Below are 17570 nucleotides of genomic sequence, written 5' to 3'. Positions count from 1 at the left end.
ATTCTCTATTAACTTGACAAGTCCTGCACAAATTTGTCATTTCCCATTGACTTGTCTTAATAGCTAACAAAAATCGGGGCTTGTATTCGTTGAAATTTGCTAGTAATTCGCTTATTCAATCGGTTGTTTATTTGGTGTACCAGGCTTTCGAGGATATTTTTTGGGTGTATTTTTGATCTTTTTAACGATCACTATGTTCTTCTGGTAAAGAGAAGGAGTGAACTTCCTCGACTTTTCCACCAAGTGTAACAATTGCTTTCTTTCCAACCTCTATTTCTTCATTGGCACTTGCTGCTTTCATTGCAATAAAGGTGCCGTCTACTTTTACAAGCGGTAAACAAAGTTCGCTTAAAACGGACATTCGAGCAACAGCACGTGCCATCACGATATCGTACGTTTCCCTTTGCTCTGCTTTTTGGGCAAATGTTTCTGCACGATCATGATAGAATTTCACACCTGTTAGCTTTAAAGAATTAGCCAAATGGTCTAAAAAAGAAATACGTTTATTCAGTGAATCGACAATTGATACCTGAATATTAGGGAAACAAATCTTAAGTGGAATGCTTGGAAACCCTGCTCCAGCTCCTACGTCACAAAGATGATAAGGCTTGTTAAAATCAAAGTAAAAAGAGGCACTAATTGAATCATAAAAATGCTTTAAGTAGACTTCCTCTTTATCTGTGATAGCCGTTAAATTCATCTTTTCGTTCCATTCCACGAGCAACTTGTAATATGTTTCAAATTGCTCAAGCTGTTGTGCCGAAAGGGTAATTCCCTTCCCTTCTAATGCTTGCTGAAATTGTTCAATATTCATCTATTTATTCCATCCTTTATAGGAAAAGGGGCGGAACTCCGCACATCTTTTTGATTAACCTTAAGTTTGAGAATCACTTCATCCAGCTTAAGGCCTTTATTCATGTGCGCTTCGTTCGCGCCGCCTTTGTTCTTCAACTAATATTCTAGATTCATTCGTTATAACTTCCATACCTCGTTGATTTTAGAGGGGCGGAACTCCGCACATCTTTTTGATTAACCTTAAGTTTGAGAATCACTTCATCCAGCTTAAGGCCTTTATTCGTGTGCGCTTCGTTCGCGCCGCCTTTGTTCTTCAACTAATATTCTAGATTCATTCGTTATAACTTCCATACCTCGTTAATTTTAGAGAGGCGGAACTCCGCACATCTTTTTTGCTCAACCTTAAGTTTGAGAACTACTTCATCCAGCTTAAGGCTTTTATTCATGTGCGCTTCGTTCGCGCCGCCTTTAATAATATTACTTTTGTTTCAACTATTGTGAAATACGGGCAATTTTACCTTGCTCTAAATACACAAGCAGAATAGAAACATCGGCTGGGTTTACTCCTGAGATACGAGAAGCCTGTGCGACAGAAAGCGGGCGAACTTGCTTTAATTTTTGGCGAGCTTCTGTAGCTAAACTACCGATTGCATCATAATCAATATCTTCTGGAATTCTTTTGTTCTCCATTTTCTTCAGACGATCAACTTGTTGCAGGGATTTTGCAATATAGCCTTCATATTTAATTTGAATTTCCACTTGTTCCGTTACCTCATCGTCTAGCTCGATTTCGCTCGGCGCCAATTGTTGAATATGCACATAACTCATCTCAGGACGCTTTAATAAATCGGCAGCACGAATTCCATCTTTTAACTCTGTCCCGCCATTCTCTCTAATCACTGATTGGACTTCTTCAGATGGCTTTAAAATAATAGATTGTAATCGTTCTTTTTCCGCTTCAACGGCCGCTTTCTTAGCTAAGAAACGCTCATAACGTTCATCGCTAATCATGCCAATCTTATGGCCAATTTCCGTTAAACGCATATCGGCATTATCATGACGAAGCAGCAAACGATATTCTGCACGAGACGTTAATAAGCGATATGGTTCATTCGTTCCCTTTGTAACAAGGTCATCAATGAGAACACCAATATAAGCATCTGAGCGGCTTAAAATAACTTCTTCTTTCCCGATGGCTCTTAATCCAGCATTTATACCAGCCATAAGACCTTGACCTGCGGCTTCCTCATACCCGCTCGTACCATTAATCTGACCAGCAGTGTATAAGTTCTTCACCTTTTTCGTTTCTAATGTTGGCCAAAGTTGAGTTGGAACAATCGCATCATACTCAATGGCATAGCCTGCACGCATCATTTCAACGTTTTCTAAGCCAGGAATGGAAGCAAGCATTTTACGTTGAACATCTTCTGGCAAGCTCGTTGATAAACCTTGTACGTAAACTTCCTGTGTATTACGGCCTTCTGGCTCAAGGAAGATTTGGTGACGCGGTTTATCATTAAAACGAACAACTTTATCTTCAATGGATGGGCAGTAACGTGGACCTGTTCCTTTAATCATCCCTGAATACATCGGTGAACGGTGCAAGTTAGCATCAATAATTTGATGCGTTTCTAGACTCGTATACGTTAACCAGCATGGTAGTTGATCGGTAATATATTTCGTTGTTTCATAAGAAAATGCACGTGGTATATCGTCTCCAGGTTGAATTTCGGTTTTACTATAATCAATTGAAGAGCTATTAACCCTTGGCGGTGTACCTGTTTTAAAACGAACTAAGTCGAAGCCTAATTCCTCTAAGTGCTCAGATAATTTAATCGAAGGCTGTTGATTGTTCGGACCGCTTGAGTATTTTAATTCTCCAAGAATAATTTCTCCTCGTAAAAACGTTCCTGTTGTAATTACGACCGTTTTTGCACGATAAATAGCACCCGTTTGTGTAATAACACCCTTCACGATGTCGTCTTCAACAATAAGCTGCTCAACCATACCTTGTCTTAGTGTCAAATTAGGTTGATTTTCAATCGTTCTTTTCATCTCATGCTGGTATAGAAATTTATCAGCCTGAGCACGCAAAGCACGTACAGCTGGGCCTTTCCCTGTATTCAACATTCTCATTTGAATATGCGTTTTATCAATATTGCGTCCCATTTCTCCGCCTAATGCATCGATTTCTCGCACAACAATCCCTTTTGCAGGACCGCCAACAGAAGGATTACAAGGCATAAACGCCACCATATCTAAGTTGATTGTTAGCATTAAGGTTTTTGCACCGACCCGAGCGGCTGCAAGACCAGCTTCGCTGCCTGCATGCCCTGCTCCAACGACAATTACGTCATAACTACCTGCTTCATATTGCATTTAAAAACGTCTCCTCTTAACTTTTATTTTCCTAAACAAAATTGTGAGAACAACTGATTAATTAAATTATCTTGAACACTTTCTCCAATAACTTCACCTAGCAATTCCCATGCTTTTGTAAAATCAATTTGGACTAAATCAATCGGTGTACCCATTTCAATCGCATCAATTGCATCTGTAATAGCCTGTAAAGCTTGCCCTAACAAGGCAATATGACGAGTATTGGATACATACGTTAAATCGCCTGCTTCTAGTGATCCTTCAAAGAATAAATCAGCAATCGATTCTTCCAATTCATCAATACCTTGTTCCTCCAATAAGGAAGTTGTGACAACTTTATGCGATCTGGCTAATTCATAAACACGTTCCAAATCAATTTTTTGCGGTAAATCAGTTTTATTCACAATCACGATAACATCCATACCACTAACTGCTTCAAACAGACTTTCATCCTCTGCTGTTAATTCATCTGAATAATTCAACACAAGTAAAATTAAATCTGCTTCTTTTAGAACAGCGCGTGACCGTTCAACACCAATACGCTCGACGATATCCTCTGTTTCACGAATGCCAGCTGTATCAACAAGCTTTAAAGGAACACCGCGAACATTGACATACTCTTCAATGACATCACGGGTTGTACCAGGTATATCGGTAACAATTGCTTTATTTTCCTGAACTAAACTATTCAATAACGAAGACTTTCCAACATTCGGACGGCCTATAATAACTGTCGCTAATCCATCACGTAAGATTTTTCCTTGCTGTGATGTTGTTAATAGCTTTTCAATTTCCTGCTTTACATAATTCCCTTTTTCCAAAAATAAACGATGCGTCATTTCCTCCACATCATCATACTCCGGATAATCTATATTAACCTCGACAACTGCGAGTGTTTCTAAAATTTCCTGTCGCAATTTTTGAATGAGTTTTGATAAACGCCCTTCCATCTGTCCTAAAGCAACATTCATTGCCTTATCTGTTTTGGCACGAATTAAGTCCATCACAGCTTCAGCCTGTGAAAGATCAATACGCCCATTTAAAAAGGCACGCTTCGTAAACTCGCCAGGTTCTGCAAGTCTCGCTCCTTGTGATAAAATGAGCTGTAATACCCGATTCACAGACACAATGCCTCCGTGACAATTGATTTCCACGACATCTTCTCTTGTAAATGTTTTTGGCCCCTTCATAACGGACACCATGACTTCTTCGACGATCTCCCCTGATTTCGGTTCTATTAAATGGCCGTAATGAATCGTATGAGAGTTCACTTGAAGAAGGCTTTTTCCGCTTGGACCTCGAAAAATCCCATCAGCTATTTTAATTGCTTCATCCCCGCTTATACGAACAATAGCAATTGCTCCTTCGCCAAGCGGCGTTGAAATAGCGGTGATTGTATCAAATTCCATGCTTTCACCTCTTACCTAGAAATCGTTCTATGTGTATTGTTTTATTCTAATAAAATGAAACTTCCCTCAACGGATAGGCCGTTTCCCCCACTGATGGTTCGTTGAATGAATTAGGCCTTTATGGGCAGTTATTCCCCACTTATCTGTGATTGATTCCTCTTCGTCCCAAAGTGAAAGGCTCATGGCCCGTTCATCTGCAATAAAGTCCCTAAATACCTACAATACCACAGGAAAGAGGTGAAAAAAAGTAGAGACTATTCCCTGTCCTCCGTTATCCACAAGCTTTTAAAGCTATATTCTGTAACGTTTATTTTAACTTATCCACATGTGAATAACAATATAAGAGGAGAACAACTAGATTATTGAAGCTGTTAACCTTCTTAACCTTTGAACAAAGACACACATCTTTTGTCAGTCTGCACTAGTTCTTTTTCTTCATCATTCCAAAATCTCTTATCGTTTTCTCCTAGCATAAGAAAAACCCTTCGTCTTATTCATACGAAGGGTTTTTCTATCTTTATTGGATTGGTGTAATCACTAAGTAGCGATAAGGCTCAGTACCATGAGATGTCGTTTTAATTTTTCGGTCATTCATAAGAGCAGTATGAATCACCTTTCGCTCATATGAAGGCATTGGCTCTAATGACACGGCTTTCCCTGTTCTAACTGCTTTGTCAGCCATTCTCGCTGCTAACAAAATGAGTGTTTCGTTTCGACGTTCTCGATAGCCTTCTGCATCAACGACAACATTCAAATATTGTTTAGCATGTCGATTCATCACAAGTTGAGTCAAATATTGAAGAGCATTTAATGTTTGACCTCGTTTTCCAATTACTAAAGCAATTTTTTCTCCCGATAGAAGAAATGTAATTGTTTTTCCTTGCCGCTGAACCGTTATATTAGCTTGTACTCCCATTTCTTCACTTACTTTTTTCAAAAAGTGAAGAGATTCTTCAATAGGATCCGCTAACAACGTTACATGGACGATAGCTTGTCTAGAACCAAATAAACCAAATAACCCTCTCTTGCCTTCATCTGCAATTTCAATTTCAACGCGATCTCTTGTGCTGTTAAGCTGAGCTAAAGCTGATTCAACTGCTGCTTCGACAGATTGTCCTGTAGCAGTTATCTTTTTCACTTTTTCTTTGCTCCTCCTGCATTTTCTGCAGCTGCTTTTTTCAACTCTGGGCCTTTAATAAAATAAGTTTGAACAATACCATAGATGTTCCCTACTACCCAATATAACGAAAGAGCCGCTGGGAAATTAAAAGCAAAAATCATAATCATAATTGGCATAATATACAGCATCATTGTCATTTGCGCTTGCATCTGTGGATTTGTATTCATACCAACCATTGATATTTTTTGCTGAATAAATGTCGTAATCCCTGCCACAATCGGCAAAATAAAAAATGGATCTGGTGAACCAAGATCAAACCAAAGGAAACTGTCATTCGCGATTTGTTCTGTACGACTAATCGCATGGTAAACACCAATTAGAATCGGCATTTGCACTAAGATTGGTAGACATCCAGCAAGCGGATTGACATTGTACTTTTGAAATAAAGCCATTGTTTCTTGCTGTAATTGTCTTTGCGTAGCCTGATCTTTAGAACTGTATTTTTCTTGAAGAGCCTTCATTTCAGGCTGAATGGCTTGCATTGCTTTTGAGCTTTTTACTTGTTTAATCATAAGTGGAAGAATAGCTGTACGGATAATTAATGTAGTAACAATTAACCCCCATCCATAACTATGGCCTAAATGTTCAGCCATCCAAATAATTAACAACGAAAGCGGATAAACAATATAGGAATTCCAAAACCCTTCACTTTCTGCGGTAATTGGCTCATTCATTTCCGTACAACCCGCTAGTAGCATCATAATCGAAGCCAATCCAATAATAGGTAATATTCGTTTCTTCAACCGTAACTTCCTCCTGACTACAATCAATCTCTATGAAACAATTTTGACCTGTTTAGACGCAGACTTCAAGTAAAAATTATCCAATCCTCAAATTCGATATCTTACTTAAAGAAAGCGCATTCTTTCTACTGATTCTTGTTTCATCTATGTATTCATATATACTTTAGTTGTTTTTCAGTTTAAAAGTTAGTGATTTGGAACGTTTGAGAACATGAATTAAACTGTTTTTCACTTGAAAAAAGTCCATATCTGCCGCTGGTTTACGAGCAATAATGACATAATCCTTTCCGACATCAATTTCATTCTTTAATTCCAAAAACGTTTGTCGTATGTATCTTTTCACTTGATTCCGAACAACTGCATTGCCTACTTTTTTGCTGACAGAAAGGCCAATTCGGAAGTAATCTTGGTCAGGTTTTTCAAGGACATAAACTACAAATTGACGGTTTGCAAAAGATTCGCCTTTTTTAAACACTAGTTGAAATTCTTTATCCTTCTTTATCCTTAACTTTTTTTTCATTTTCTACACCTTCAATAAACGAATTGGATCCCTAAGTGATGGTCTATTTGCGAAAAAAGACCACTGAGACTTTTCAGTGGTCTATGCAGATAATACTTTTCTGCCCTTGCGGCGACGTGCAGCTAATACTTTACGTCCGTTTTTTGTGCTCATGCGGGCACGGAATCCGTGAACTTTACTATGCTTGCGCTTATTCGGTTGATAAGTACGTTTCATTCTCTATGACACCTCCCTGAGGAATAACAGTTAAAGACAGTCCTTATGATTATATAGACGAGGTATGGTAAATGTCAACCTCATCCTTTAAATTTTCTTTTTACACCTATTTGTCCAGTGAGTCTTTTTAAACGTTCTCCTCCATTGTAAATCATTTTCCTCATAATCAACATAGAAAATTTTGCCGAAATTCCTAAAAGTATTGTTCATGGAAATAAATAATTGAAATATGACAGATTAAGAAACGACATTTGTCGAATACTAAGAAAAAATGATGAGTCAATCTTTCACTGCCTGTCCTAATAATGATTGTGGATAGTTTTTTCGCGTTTCTAACAATATCCACAGCTTTTTTCAACACTTTTACACATAATAATACCCTGTGGAAAAGTTTTTCCCACAGTCTGATATAGTTGTGGATAAAGTTTTGAAAACCATTGCACAAAGCCTAAAGTTTTGATATTATATATGTGTTTTCACTCTGAATAACTTTATCAACAAATTATAGTTATCCACAAAATGTGGATAAGATGTGGATAGTTTATTCTAACTGTGTATATAATGTTATCCACAACGCGTGGATATTGTAGAAAATCTTCTTTTCTTCCTTATTAATATATACAGCCTAATGCCTGTTGATGAATAAATATACGTATACGTTTTCTTATTCTACATATAGAGTGGACAAAGGTTATACAACACTATATGTAGTATTTCTGGAGATTAATTCTAATCGATTGCTATGTCGAAAATTATTTAAAGGACACAGCAATCGATACATTTATTTTGTCCTGCAAACATAAACTGCGATTCCATATATTCGCTCCTTATTTAAAAAATGAACGATTAAACGAACAGCTTTTCAATTTTAGTAGCAAAGGAGGGGGACACTTGGAAAACATCGATAGTCTTTGGGATCAAACCCTTATAAAAATCCAAAAAAAGATTAGTAAGCCCAGCTTTGAAACGTGGTTAAAGGCTACAAAAGCTTATGCCTTGCAAGGAGACACTTTAACTATTACTGCTCCTAATGAATTTGCTCGTGATTGGCTTGAAGAACGTTATTCCAAGCTTATAGCCGGCATTTTATTAGAATTAACAGGGGAAGAACTTGAAGCTAAATTCATCATTCCACCAAACCATGATGAACCGAATGTTGCTCCTTCAACAAAAAAGGTGAAAAAACAAGAAGAAGATCAACATGATTTTTCGCAGCATATGCTTAACACAAAAAATACATTCGATACATTTGTTATTGGCTCTGGGAACCGCTTTGCCCATGCTGCTTCTTTAGCTGTTGCTGAAGCCCCGGCTAAGGCTTATAATCCCTTATTTATTTATGGAGGCGTAGGGCTTGGAAAAACCCATTTAATGCACGCAATAGGCCATTATGTATTAGAGCACAACCCGCAAGCCAAAGTAGTCTATTTATCATCTGAAAAGTTCACAAATGAATTCATTAATTCTATTCGTGACAATAAAGCCGGTGAATTCCGAGATAAATACCGAAGTGTTGATGTGCTATTAATAGATGATATTCAATTTCTAGCTGGAAAAGAATCTACTCAAGAAGAATTTTTCCATACATTTAATGCTCTTCATGAGGAAAGCAAGCAAATTGTAATTTCTAGTGATCGACCTCCTAAGGAAATCCCTACATTGGAAGATCGTTTGCGTTCACGCTTTGAATGGGGCTTAATTACAGACATTACTCCGCCTGATTTAGAAACTAGAATTGCTATTTTAAGAAAAAAGGCAAAAGCAGATGGTCTTGATATTCCAAATGAAGTGATGCTCTATATCGCAAACCAAATTGATTCTAATATCCGTGAATTAGAAGGGGCCCTAATACGTGTTGTTGCGTATTCATCCTTAATTAATAAAGATATTAATGCAGATTTGGCCGCGGAGGCGCTAAAGGATATCATCCCTAGCTCTAAGCCGAAAATTATTACGATTCATGAAATCCAAAAAACAGTTGGTGAGCATTACAATGTAAAACTTGAGGATTTCAAGGCAAAAAAACGAACAAAATCTGTAGCATTTCCAAGGCAAATTGCTATGTATCTATCGCGCGAACTGACAGATTCCTCACTCCCTAAGATTGGAGATGAATTTGGAGGGCGAGACCATACAACAGTGATTCATGCTCATGAAAAAATTTCAAAGCTTTTACTCACAGATTCTCAGCTGCAGAATCAAATTAAAGAAATCCAAGATCAATTAAAAGTATAGTGCTCTTGTTTATAGTGTGAATAACTCGAACTCACTTACACACAGTCTGTCCACATGTGGATAGACTGTTTTTCCTTGGCTTTCTTATACTTATCCACATATTCACAGGGCCTATTACTATTACTACTATATTTTTAACTAAATTAATTAATAATATATGCAAGTTAGTAAAAAATATGACTGGAGGGGAACTCATGAAATTTATCATTCAACGAGATCGATTAGTTCATAGTGTTCAAGAAGTAATGAAAGCTGTTACATCTAGAACAACGATTCCGATTTTAACAGGGATTAAAATCAATACGACAACAGAAGGAATTACACTTACAGGAAGTGATTCTGATATTTCTATTCAATCTTTTATTCCAGCGGAGGAAGATGGAAATGAAATTGTTGAAGTACAAGCAAGCGGCGATATTGTTTTAAATGCTCGTTTTTTTAGCGAAATTGTGAAAAAGTTACCAATGGATACTGTAGAAATTGAAGTTCAAACAAATTTTCAAACGATTATTCGTTCAGGAAAAGCAGAGTTTAATCTAAATGGTCTAGACCCAGAAGAATATCCACATCTGCCTATCATTGAAGAAGCCAATTTGTTTAAACTGCCAACAGATCTTTTAAAAACATTAATTCGCCAAACTGTATTTGCAGTGTCCACCTCAGAAACACGCCCAATCTTGACAGGTGTAAACTTGAAGGTTGAAAATGATGAATTGACATGTATTGCTACAGACAGTCATCGTTTGGCCATGAGAACAGCCAACATTGAAAGTAAAATCAATGGTACCTATAGTGTTGTTATTCCAGGAAAAAGCTTGAATGAACTAAGTAAAATTCTTGATGATACGAATGAATTAATCGAGATTGTTATTACTGAAAATCAAGTTCTGTTTAAAGCAAAAAATTTATTATTCTTCTCTAGATTGCTAGAGGGAAATTATCCCGATACATCTCGACTTATTCCGACAGATAGTAAAACAGATGTGATTGTTAAAACGAAAGAGCTCTTACAAGCGATTGATCGAGCATCTTTATTGGCGAAAGAGAACCGAAATAATGTAGTCAAATTACTGACACATGACGGGGGAGTTATTGAAGTGTCGTCTAATACACCCGAAGTCGGTAAAGTTGTAGAGGAAGTTGTTGCTGAAGCCATTGAAGGAGAAGAATTAAAAATTTCTTTTAGTGCAAAGTTTGTTATGGATGCATTAAAAGCATTAGAAGGTACGGATATTAAAATTAGTTTTACAGGAGCAATGCGTCCATTCGTTATTTGTCCACTTCATGATGATCGAATGCTACAATTAATTCTTCCTGTTAGAACCTATTAGGGGATACGAGGGAAAATAAAGACTTGATATTCAAGTCTTTATTTTTTTGTATGGCTTATGCAAAAAGTTCTGCTAGTCAAAATTTTGTCTTATTAACGGATATTTAGTAAAATAAAGTATTAGAAATTATTTTGAAATGAGTGAAAAATGGATGACAGAAATACAAATCAGTACGGATTATATTACACTGGGGCAGTTTTTGAAGCTTGCTGATGTGATTCAAAGCGGCGGTATGGCGAAATGGTTCTTGAGTGAACATGAAGTATTTATTAATAATGAGCTTGATGTACGGAGAGGAAGAAAGTTAAGAGTGGGTGACAAAATCGAGATTCCCGAATTCGGTAGCTTTACGATTATCGGCTAATGCCGAAAGGAAGAGCAGATTATGTATATTGAAAATATTCATTTGAGAAATTACCGAAATTATGAGGAAGTTGAGCTTTCCTTTGAAAACAAAGTAAATGTCATTCTAGGGGAAAATGCTCAAGGGAAAACGAATGTCATGGAATCGATCTTTGTTTTAGCGATGGCAAAATCCCACCGAACTTCAAATGACAAAGAACTCATTCGCTGGGACAAAGAATATGCTAAAATAGAAGGTAGGGTTAAAAAGCGGAATACATCCTTACCACTTGAATTAACCATTGCTAAAAAAGGAAAAAAGGCAAAGGTTAATCATATTGAACAACAAAAGCTTAGCCAATATGTAGGCAGCATGAATGTGGTTATGTTTGCACCAGAAGATCTTCATTTAGTGAAGGGGAGTCCGCAAGTTCGACGTCGTTTTATTGATATGGAGATTGGTCAAATATCTCCTGTGTATCTTCATGATATGAGTCAATACCATAAAATTGTGCAGCAACGAAACCACTATTTAAAACTGTTGCAAACAAAAAAACAAAATGATACAACAATGCTTGACGTTTTAACAGAACAGTTCATTCAGCATGCAGCGAAAATTGTCGAAAAAAGATATCAATTTTTAGCTGTTTTACAAGAATGGGCAAAACCAATCCATTCTGGCATATCACGAAACTTAGAAGAATTGAAAATACAATATAAACCATCTCTTCATGTATTAGAAACTATGGATTTGTCGAAAATAATAGAAGTGTTTCAAGAAAAATGTGATCGAATAAAAACAAAAGAAATAGACCGTGGAGTTACATTAGTTGGTCCTCATCGTGATGATTTGATTTTTTACGTCAATAACCGTGACGTGCAAACATTTGGTTCACAAGGTCAACAACGCACAACGGCTCTATCTTTAAAATTAGCAGAAATAGAACTCATTCATGCAGAAATAGGCGAATATCCAATTTTGCTTTTGGATGACGTTTTATCAGAGCTGGATGATTACCGACAATCTCATTTATTAAATACAATTCAAGGAAAAGTTCAAACATTTGTTACAACAACTTCTGTTGAGGGAATCGATCATCAAACGTTAAAAGACGCATCCACCTTTTTTGTGAAACAAGGAACGATTACAAAGGTAAAGTAAAGAGGTGAACTTATGTATCTTCATATCGGTGAAGACATTCTTGTAAAAACAGATGAAATTGTGACGATTTTAGATAAAAAGCTGCTCGAATCTTCCCCTATACTTGCAGAGTTTCTACAGCAAAAGGCAGATGTCACATTGCATTTAGCGAAGAATTCCATAAAGTCCATTGTTGTAACAACTAAGCATGTATATTACTCACCTCTTGCTTCGATGACTTTAAAAAAACGTTCGCAGCAACATTCAATTGTAGTAGATGAATAAGTAGGCCGATTGCTTCTTTAGTTTGAAAAATGTTAAATGTGAATAGAAAAGTGTAGGTGATTTGAGATGACAATGGAACAAAGTGAACTACAACCTCAAGAATACGGTGCAGATCAAATACAAGTATTAGAAGGCTTAGAAGCTGTACGTAAACGCCCAGGGATGTATATCGGAAGTACGTCTTCAAAAGGATTACACCACCTTGTTTGGGAAATTGTCGATAATAGTATCGATGAGGCACTTGCGGGTTTTTGTACAGAAATCCAAGTGAAAATTGAAGAAGATAATAGTATTACAGTCATCGATAATGGACGTGGAATCCCTGTTGATATACAAGAAAAAATGGGGCGTCCTGCTGTAGAAGTTATTTTAACTGTCCTTCATGCTGGAGGTAAATTTGGCGGTGGAGGCTATAAAGTATCTGGTGGATTGCATGGAGTAGGTGCTTCCGTTGTAAATGCACTTTCTACTTTGTTAGAAGTGTATGTTCACCTCAATGGGAACATTTATTACCAACAATATAAAAGAGGCGTTCCACAGGCTGATTTAAAAATTATCGGTGAAACAGATCGTACAGGAACGACCATTCACTTCGTACCAGATGGTGAAATCTTTAAAGAGACATTAGAATATGATTATGACACATTAGCGACAAGAATCCGGGAACTTGCCTTCTTAAATAAAGGGTTAAAGCTCACTATTGAAGATAAACGTGATGAAGGGAAGTTTAATGAGTACCATTATGAAGGCGGAATTAAATCATATGTAGAGCATTTGAATCGTTCTAAAGAAGTGCTCCATGAAGAACCAATTTTCATGGAGGGTGAAAAGGACGGTATTTCCGTGGAAATAGCTCTTCAATACAATGAAAGCTATATTAGTAATGTATTTTCTTTTGCTAATAATATTCATACGTATGAAGGGGGAACTCATGAATCAGGCTTCAAAGCGGGGTTAACTCGTGTCATTAATGACTATGCACGTAAAAATGGTTTAATCAAAGAGTCTGATGCTAACTTATCAGGTGAAGATGTTCGTGAAGGATTAACAGCCATTGTTTCCATTAAACACCCTGACCCACAATTTGAAGGGCAAACAAAAACGAAACTAGGTAATTCTGAAGTACGATCTGTAGCAGACTCTGTTCTATCTGAAAAGCTTGAATCCTTTATGTATGAAAATCCAGCTGTAGCTAGGAAAATCGTAGATAAAGGCTTGATGGCTGCGCGTGCTCGCCTTGCAGCGAAAAAAGCTCGTGAAATGACGAGAAGAAAAAATGCCTTAGAAGTTTCAAGTTTACCTGGAAAATTGGCAGACTGTTCATCAAAAGATCCTTCCATTAGTGAATTATATATCGTAGAAGGAAACTCAGCGGGCGGATCCGCAAAACAGGGGCGCGATCGTCATTTCCAAGCAATTCTGCCTCTAAGAGGAAAAATTCTAAACGTAGAAAAGGCTCGTTTAGATCGAATTCTTTCCAATGCTGAGATTGGTACGATTATTACCGCGCTTGGGACAGGTATTGGTGATGAATTTACTATTGAAAAAGCAAGATACCATAAGATTGTTATTATGACAGATGCCGATGTCGATGGTGCCCATATTCGTACTCTTATGCTAACCTTTTTCTACAGATATATGAGAAAAATTATTGAATACGGCTATATTTATATTGCTCAACCGCCATTGTATAAAATTCAACAAGGTAAAAAAGTAGAATATGCTTATAATGACCGTCAGCTTGAGGAAATTATGGCGAGTTTGCCAAGTACACCTAAACCTAATTTGCAGCGTTATAAAGGGCTCGGTGAAATGAATCCAGAGCAGCTATGGGAAACGACGATGAACCCTGATACACGTACGCTATTACAAGTAAGTTTAAAAGATGCAATTGAAGCGGATGAAACTTTTGAAATGTTAATGGGGGATAAAGTAGAGCCGCGTCGTAACTTTATTGAGGAAAATGCCATTTACGTTAAAAATTTAGATATTTGATTGGACAACAGGATGACGGATTCATCCTGTTGTTTATATGACATCTCATTGATGAAATGAGGTCAGAAGCTTTATATAGGAGGTTGGCTCCATGTCAGAACAAGAAAGATCCAATGTTAAGGAAATTAATATTAGTACCGAAATGCGGACTTCGTTTTTAGATTATGCAATGAGTGTTATTGTGTCACGAGCCTTACCTGATGTGAGAGATGGATTGAAACCAGTTCATCGGAGAATTTTGTATGCAATGAATGACCTTGGAATTACAGCAGATAAACCTTATAAGAAATCTGCCCGTATTGTTGGTGATGTTATTGGTAAATATCATCCGCATGGTGATTCAGCTGTATATGAAACAATGGTACGTATGGCTCAACCATTTAATTATCGGCATATGCTTGTGGACGGCCATGGGAATTTTGGTTCTGTTGACGGTGACCAGGCAGCGGCCATGCGTTATACAGAAGCGAGAATGTCCAAAATTTCAATGGAACTCGTACGGGATTTGAATAAGGATACTATTGATTATCAGGACAACTATGATGGTTCTGAAAAGGAACCTGCTGTTATGCCGGCTCGTTTTCCTAATTTGTTGGTAAATGGTTCATCAGGAATTGCCGTGGGGATGGCTACAAATATTCCCCCACATCAATTAGGAGAAGTAATTGATGGTGTTCTTGCTTTAAGTAAAAATCCTGACATTACAATTCAAGAGCTAATGGAGTATATTCCAGGTCCAGATTTCCCAACAGCCGGTTATATTTTAGGGCGTAGTGGAATTAGAAAGGCCTATGAGACAGGCAGAGGTTCTATTGTCCAGCGGGCAAAAGTAGATATTGAAGTGAAACCTAATGGAAAACAAACGATTCTTGTGACTGAAATTCCGTATCAAGTAAATAAAGCGAGACTAATTGAGAAAATTGCTGATCTTGCTCGTGAGAAGAGAATTGAAGGGATTACAGACTTAAGGGATGAATCGGACCGAAATGGTATGCGTATCGTCATGGAAGTTCGGAAAGATGTGAATACGAGCGTTTTATTAAATAACTTATATAAACATACATCTATGCAAACGACATTCGGTATTAACCTTCTAGCTCTTGTAGATGGCCAGCCGAAAGTATTGAATTTAAAACAATGTTTATATTATTACTTAGAACATCAAAAAGTGGTTATTCGTCGTCGCACAGAGTTTGAACTGCGGAAAGCGGAAGCTCGTGCTCATATTTTAGCGGGATTGCGAATTGCCCTCGATCATTTGGATGAAGTTATTGCTTTAATCCGTAGTTCGAAGACGACTGACATTGCGCGTGAAGGTTTAATGGAGAAGTTTTCACTTTCAGAAAAACAAGCGCAAGCAATTTTAGATATGCGTCTCCAACGTTTAACCGGTTTAGAACGTGAAAAAATTGAAGAAGAATATCAAGCGATTATGGCTCTTATTGCAGAATTAAAGGCAATTTTAGCTGATGAAGAAAAATTGCTTGACATTATTCGTGAAGAGCTTCTTGAAATTAAAGAGCGTTTTAATGATACAAGACGTACGGAAATTTTACTAAGCGGCTTTGAGAGTTTAGAGGATGAGGACTTAATTCCGGAAGAAACCATTATTGTTACGTTAACACACAATGGCTATATTAAACGTTTACCTGCTTCAACATATCGCAGTCAAAGACGGGGCGGCCGTGGTATTCAGGGAATGGGGACAAATGAAGATGACTTTGTAGAGCATCTTTTAACAACCTCAACACACGATACGCTGTTGTTCTTCACAAATAAAGGGAAAGTATATCGAGCTAAAGGCTACGAAATCCCAGAGTACGGAAGAACAGCAAAAGGTTTACCTTTGATCAACCTAATAGAGGTCGAGAAAGGGGAAACGGTTAATGCAATTATCCCAGTGAAGGAATTCGTGGATGATTGGTTCTTATTCTTTACAACGAAATATGGAATATCAAAACGAACTCCTCTATCTTCTTTTGCTCATATTCGTAACAATGGATTAATTGCATTAGGTCTACGAGAAGACGATGAGTTAATTTCTGTTCGTATGACAGATGGTAACAAACAAATTATTATTGGAACAAAAACAGGAATGATGATTCGTTTCCCAGAAAGCGATGTTCGTACGATGGGAAGAACAGCAGCAGGAGTTAAAGGAATTTCTCTACGTGCTGAAGATGAAGTCGTCGGTATGGAAATATTAGAAGAGAAAGAGGAAATCTTAATTGTTACGAAAAACGGATATGGAAAACGAACAGCTGAAGAAGAATATCGAATTCAAAGTCGCGGCGGTATAGGGATTAAAACGTGTAACGTTACTGAGAAAAACGGTGAGCTCGTCTCTATCAAAACAGTAGCGCCTGGAGCGGAAGAAGATTTAATGCTTATTACGGCAGCGGGTGTTTTAATTCGAATGGCTGTTGAAGATATTTCAAAAACAGGTCGCAGCACACAAGGTGTAAAACTTATTCGTCTTGAAGAAGCAGAAAATGAATATGTATCTACCGTTGCAATTGTTGAACGTGAAGATGATAAAGAAGAAGATGAAGAAAATCCCTCTGAAATTGTGACAGAAGAAATTGACGGAGAAGAGTGATAGAAAAGCCAGGCATAAAGCCTTGGCTTTTTTAATTATATATGAAGTCCAGTTCATTATAAATTTTACATAATAATAAAAAAGGTAAGAGTAAATAATGTTTCACGTGTAACATCATTTTCTTAATTAATCTACAAAATTAAATGGTATATAATATAAAATGATAGTTTTTTAAAAAAAGCTTGCAATTGCTCACAATACTAGTTATACTTATTTAAGTCGACAGGGAAACACGAAAGTTGTTGACATTATGGTTTTAAAGTGATATGATATTAAAGTTGTTTCTTTAAAATCAATAGATATTGTTCTTTGAAAATTGAACAAAACAAAGCGCCAACGTTAATTTTTAAAGTGAGCACACACTACAAAAAAGTGCAAAGAGCTAATTCAAATTCTATCG

The 17570-nt window shown here is 37.1% G+C and carries 13 protein-coding genes and 1 pseudogene; 7 read left to right on the top strand and 7 right to left on the bottom strand.

Translation table 11 applies throughout. The features are described 5' to 3' along the window. Positions 1-111 precede the first annotated feature (111 nt). The 7 genes and pseudogenes from rsmG to rpmH all read right to left on the bottom strand — a co-directional run bounded on the left by rsmG (position 112) and on the right by rpmH (position 7242). Positions 112-814: pseudogene (gene rsmG / locus D1953_RS16960) on the bottom strand (16S rRNA (guanine(527)-N(7))-methyltransferase RsmG). Between the two features lie 473 nt (positions 815-1287). Continuing rightward, a complete protein-coding gene (mnmG, locus tag D1953_RS16955) occupies positions 1288-3174 on the bottom strand; it encodes a tRNA uridine-5-carboxymethylaminomethyl(34) synthesis enzyme MnmG (RefSeq protein WP_119118350.1) in 1887 nt (628 codons plus the stop codon). A gap of 23 nt (positions 3175-3197) precedes the next feature. Next, a complete protein-coding gene (mnmE, locus tag D1953_RS16950; RefSeq protein WP_119118349.1) occupies positions 3198-4583 on the bottom strand; it encodes a tRNA uridine-5-carboxymethylaminomethyl(34) synthesis GTPase MnmE in 1386 nt (461 codons plus the stop codon). Between the two features lie 517 nt (positions 4584-5100). Then, positions 5101-5721: an RNA-binding cell elongation regulator Jag/EloR gene (gene jag, locus D1953_RS16945; protein WP_119118348.1), complete on the bottom strand. Its 621-nt coding sequence runs from the start codon at positions 5719-5721 to the stop codon at positions 5101-5103. Then, on the bottom strand, positions 5718-6506 hold the full coding sequence (spoIIIJ, locus tag D1953_RS16940; protein ID WP_119118347.1) for a YidC family membrane integrase SpoIIIJ: 789 nt from the start codon (positions 6504-6506) through the stop codon (positions 5718-5720). The genes jag and spoIIIJ overlap by 4 nt, the downstream gene beginning before the upstream one ends. 163 nt (positions 6507-6669) lie before the next feature. Beyond that, the gene (rnpA, locus tag D1953_RS16935) at positions 6670-7026 is read right to left on the bottom strand and encodes a ribonuclease P protein component (protein ID WP_119118346.1); all 357 of its coding nucleotides are present in this window, start codon (positions 7024-7026) and stop codon (positions 6670-6672) included. Positions 7027-7107: 81 nt separating this feature from the next. Further along, positions 7108-7242: a 50S ribosomal protein L34 gene (rpmH, locus tag D1953_RS16930; RefSeq protein WP_019243402.1), complete on the bottom strand. Its 135-nt coding sequence runs from the start codon at positions 7240-7242 to the stop codon at positions 7108-7110. 891 nt (positions 7243-8133) lie between these two features. Here rpmH and dnaA point away from each other — a divergent pair. The 7 genes from dnaA (at position 8134) to gyrA (ending at position 17170) form a co-directional block, all read left to right on the top strand. Beyond that, the gene (gene dnaA / locus D1953_RS16925; RefSeq protein ID WP_119118345.1) at positions 8134-9477 is read left to right on the top strand and encodes a chromosomal replication initiator protein DnaA; all 1344 of its coding nucleotides are present in this window, start codon (positions 8134-8136) and stop codon (positions 9475-9477) included. A 194-nt stretch (positions 9478-9671) separates the two neighbouring features. After that, positions 9672-10808, top strand: coding sequence for a DNA polymerase III subunit beta (dnaN, locus tag D1953_RS16920; protein WP_119118344.1), 1137 nt, complete (start codon positions 9672-9674; stop codon positions 10806-10808). A gap of 151 nt (positions 10809-10959) precedes the next feature. Then, positions 10960-11172 (top strand): S4 domain-containing protein YaaA, encoded by a 213-nt coding sequence (yaaA, locus tag D1953_RS16915; protein ID WP_119118343.1) that lies wholly within the window; start codon positions 10960-10962, stop codon positions 11170-11172. A gap of 21 nt (positions 11173-11193) precedes the next feature. Further along, positions 11194-12312, top strand: coding sequence for a DNA replication/repair protein RecF (gene recF, locus D1953_RS16910; RefSeq protein ID WP_119118342.1), 1119 nt, complete (start codon positions 11194-11196; stop codon positions 12310-12312). A 12-nt stretch (positions 12313-12324) separates the two neighbouring features. After that, positions 12325-12576: an extracellular matrix regulator RemB gene (gene remB / locus D1953_RS16905; RefSeq protein WP_119118341.1), complete on the top strand. Its 252-nt coding sequence runs from the start codon at positions 12325-12327 to the stop codon at positions 12574-12576. A gap of 72 nt (positions 12577-12648) precedes the next feature. Continuing rightward, positions 12649-14571 carry a DNA topoisomerase (ATP-hydrolyzing) subunit B gene (gene gyrB / locus D1953_RS16900; RefSeq protein WP_119118366.1) on the top strand — a complete coding sequence of 641 codons (1923 nt, stop codon included), beginning with the start codon at positions 12649-12651 and terminating at the stop codon, positions 14569-14571. Positions 14572-14662: 91 nt separating this feature from the next. Further along, positions 14663-17170 carry a DNA gyrase subunit A gene (gyrA, locus tag D1953_RS16895; RefSeq protein ID WP_119118340.1) on the top strand — a complete coding sequence of 836 codons (2508 nt, stop codon included), beginning with the start codon at positions 14663-14665 and terminating at the stop codon, positions 17168-17170. Positions 17171-17570 lie beyond the last annotated feature (400 nt).

Origin of the sequence: Peribacillus asahii (genome assembly GCF_003570725.1) — a bacterium.
Classification (GTDB): Bacteria; Bacillota; Bacilli; order Bacillales; family DSM-1321; genus Peribacillus; species Peribacillus asahii.
Note: the sequence above shows the minus strand (reverse complement) of the source record. Positions and strands in the feature narration are given on the sequence as shown.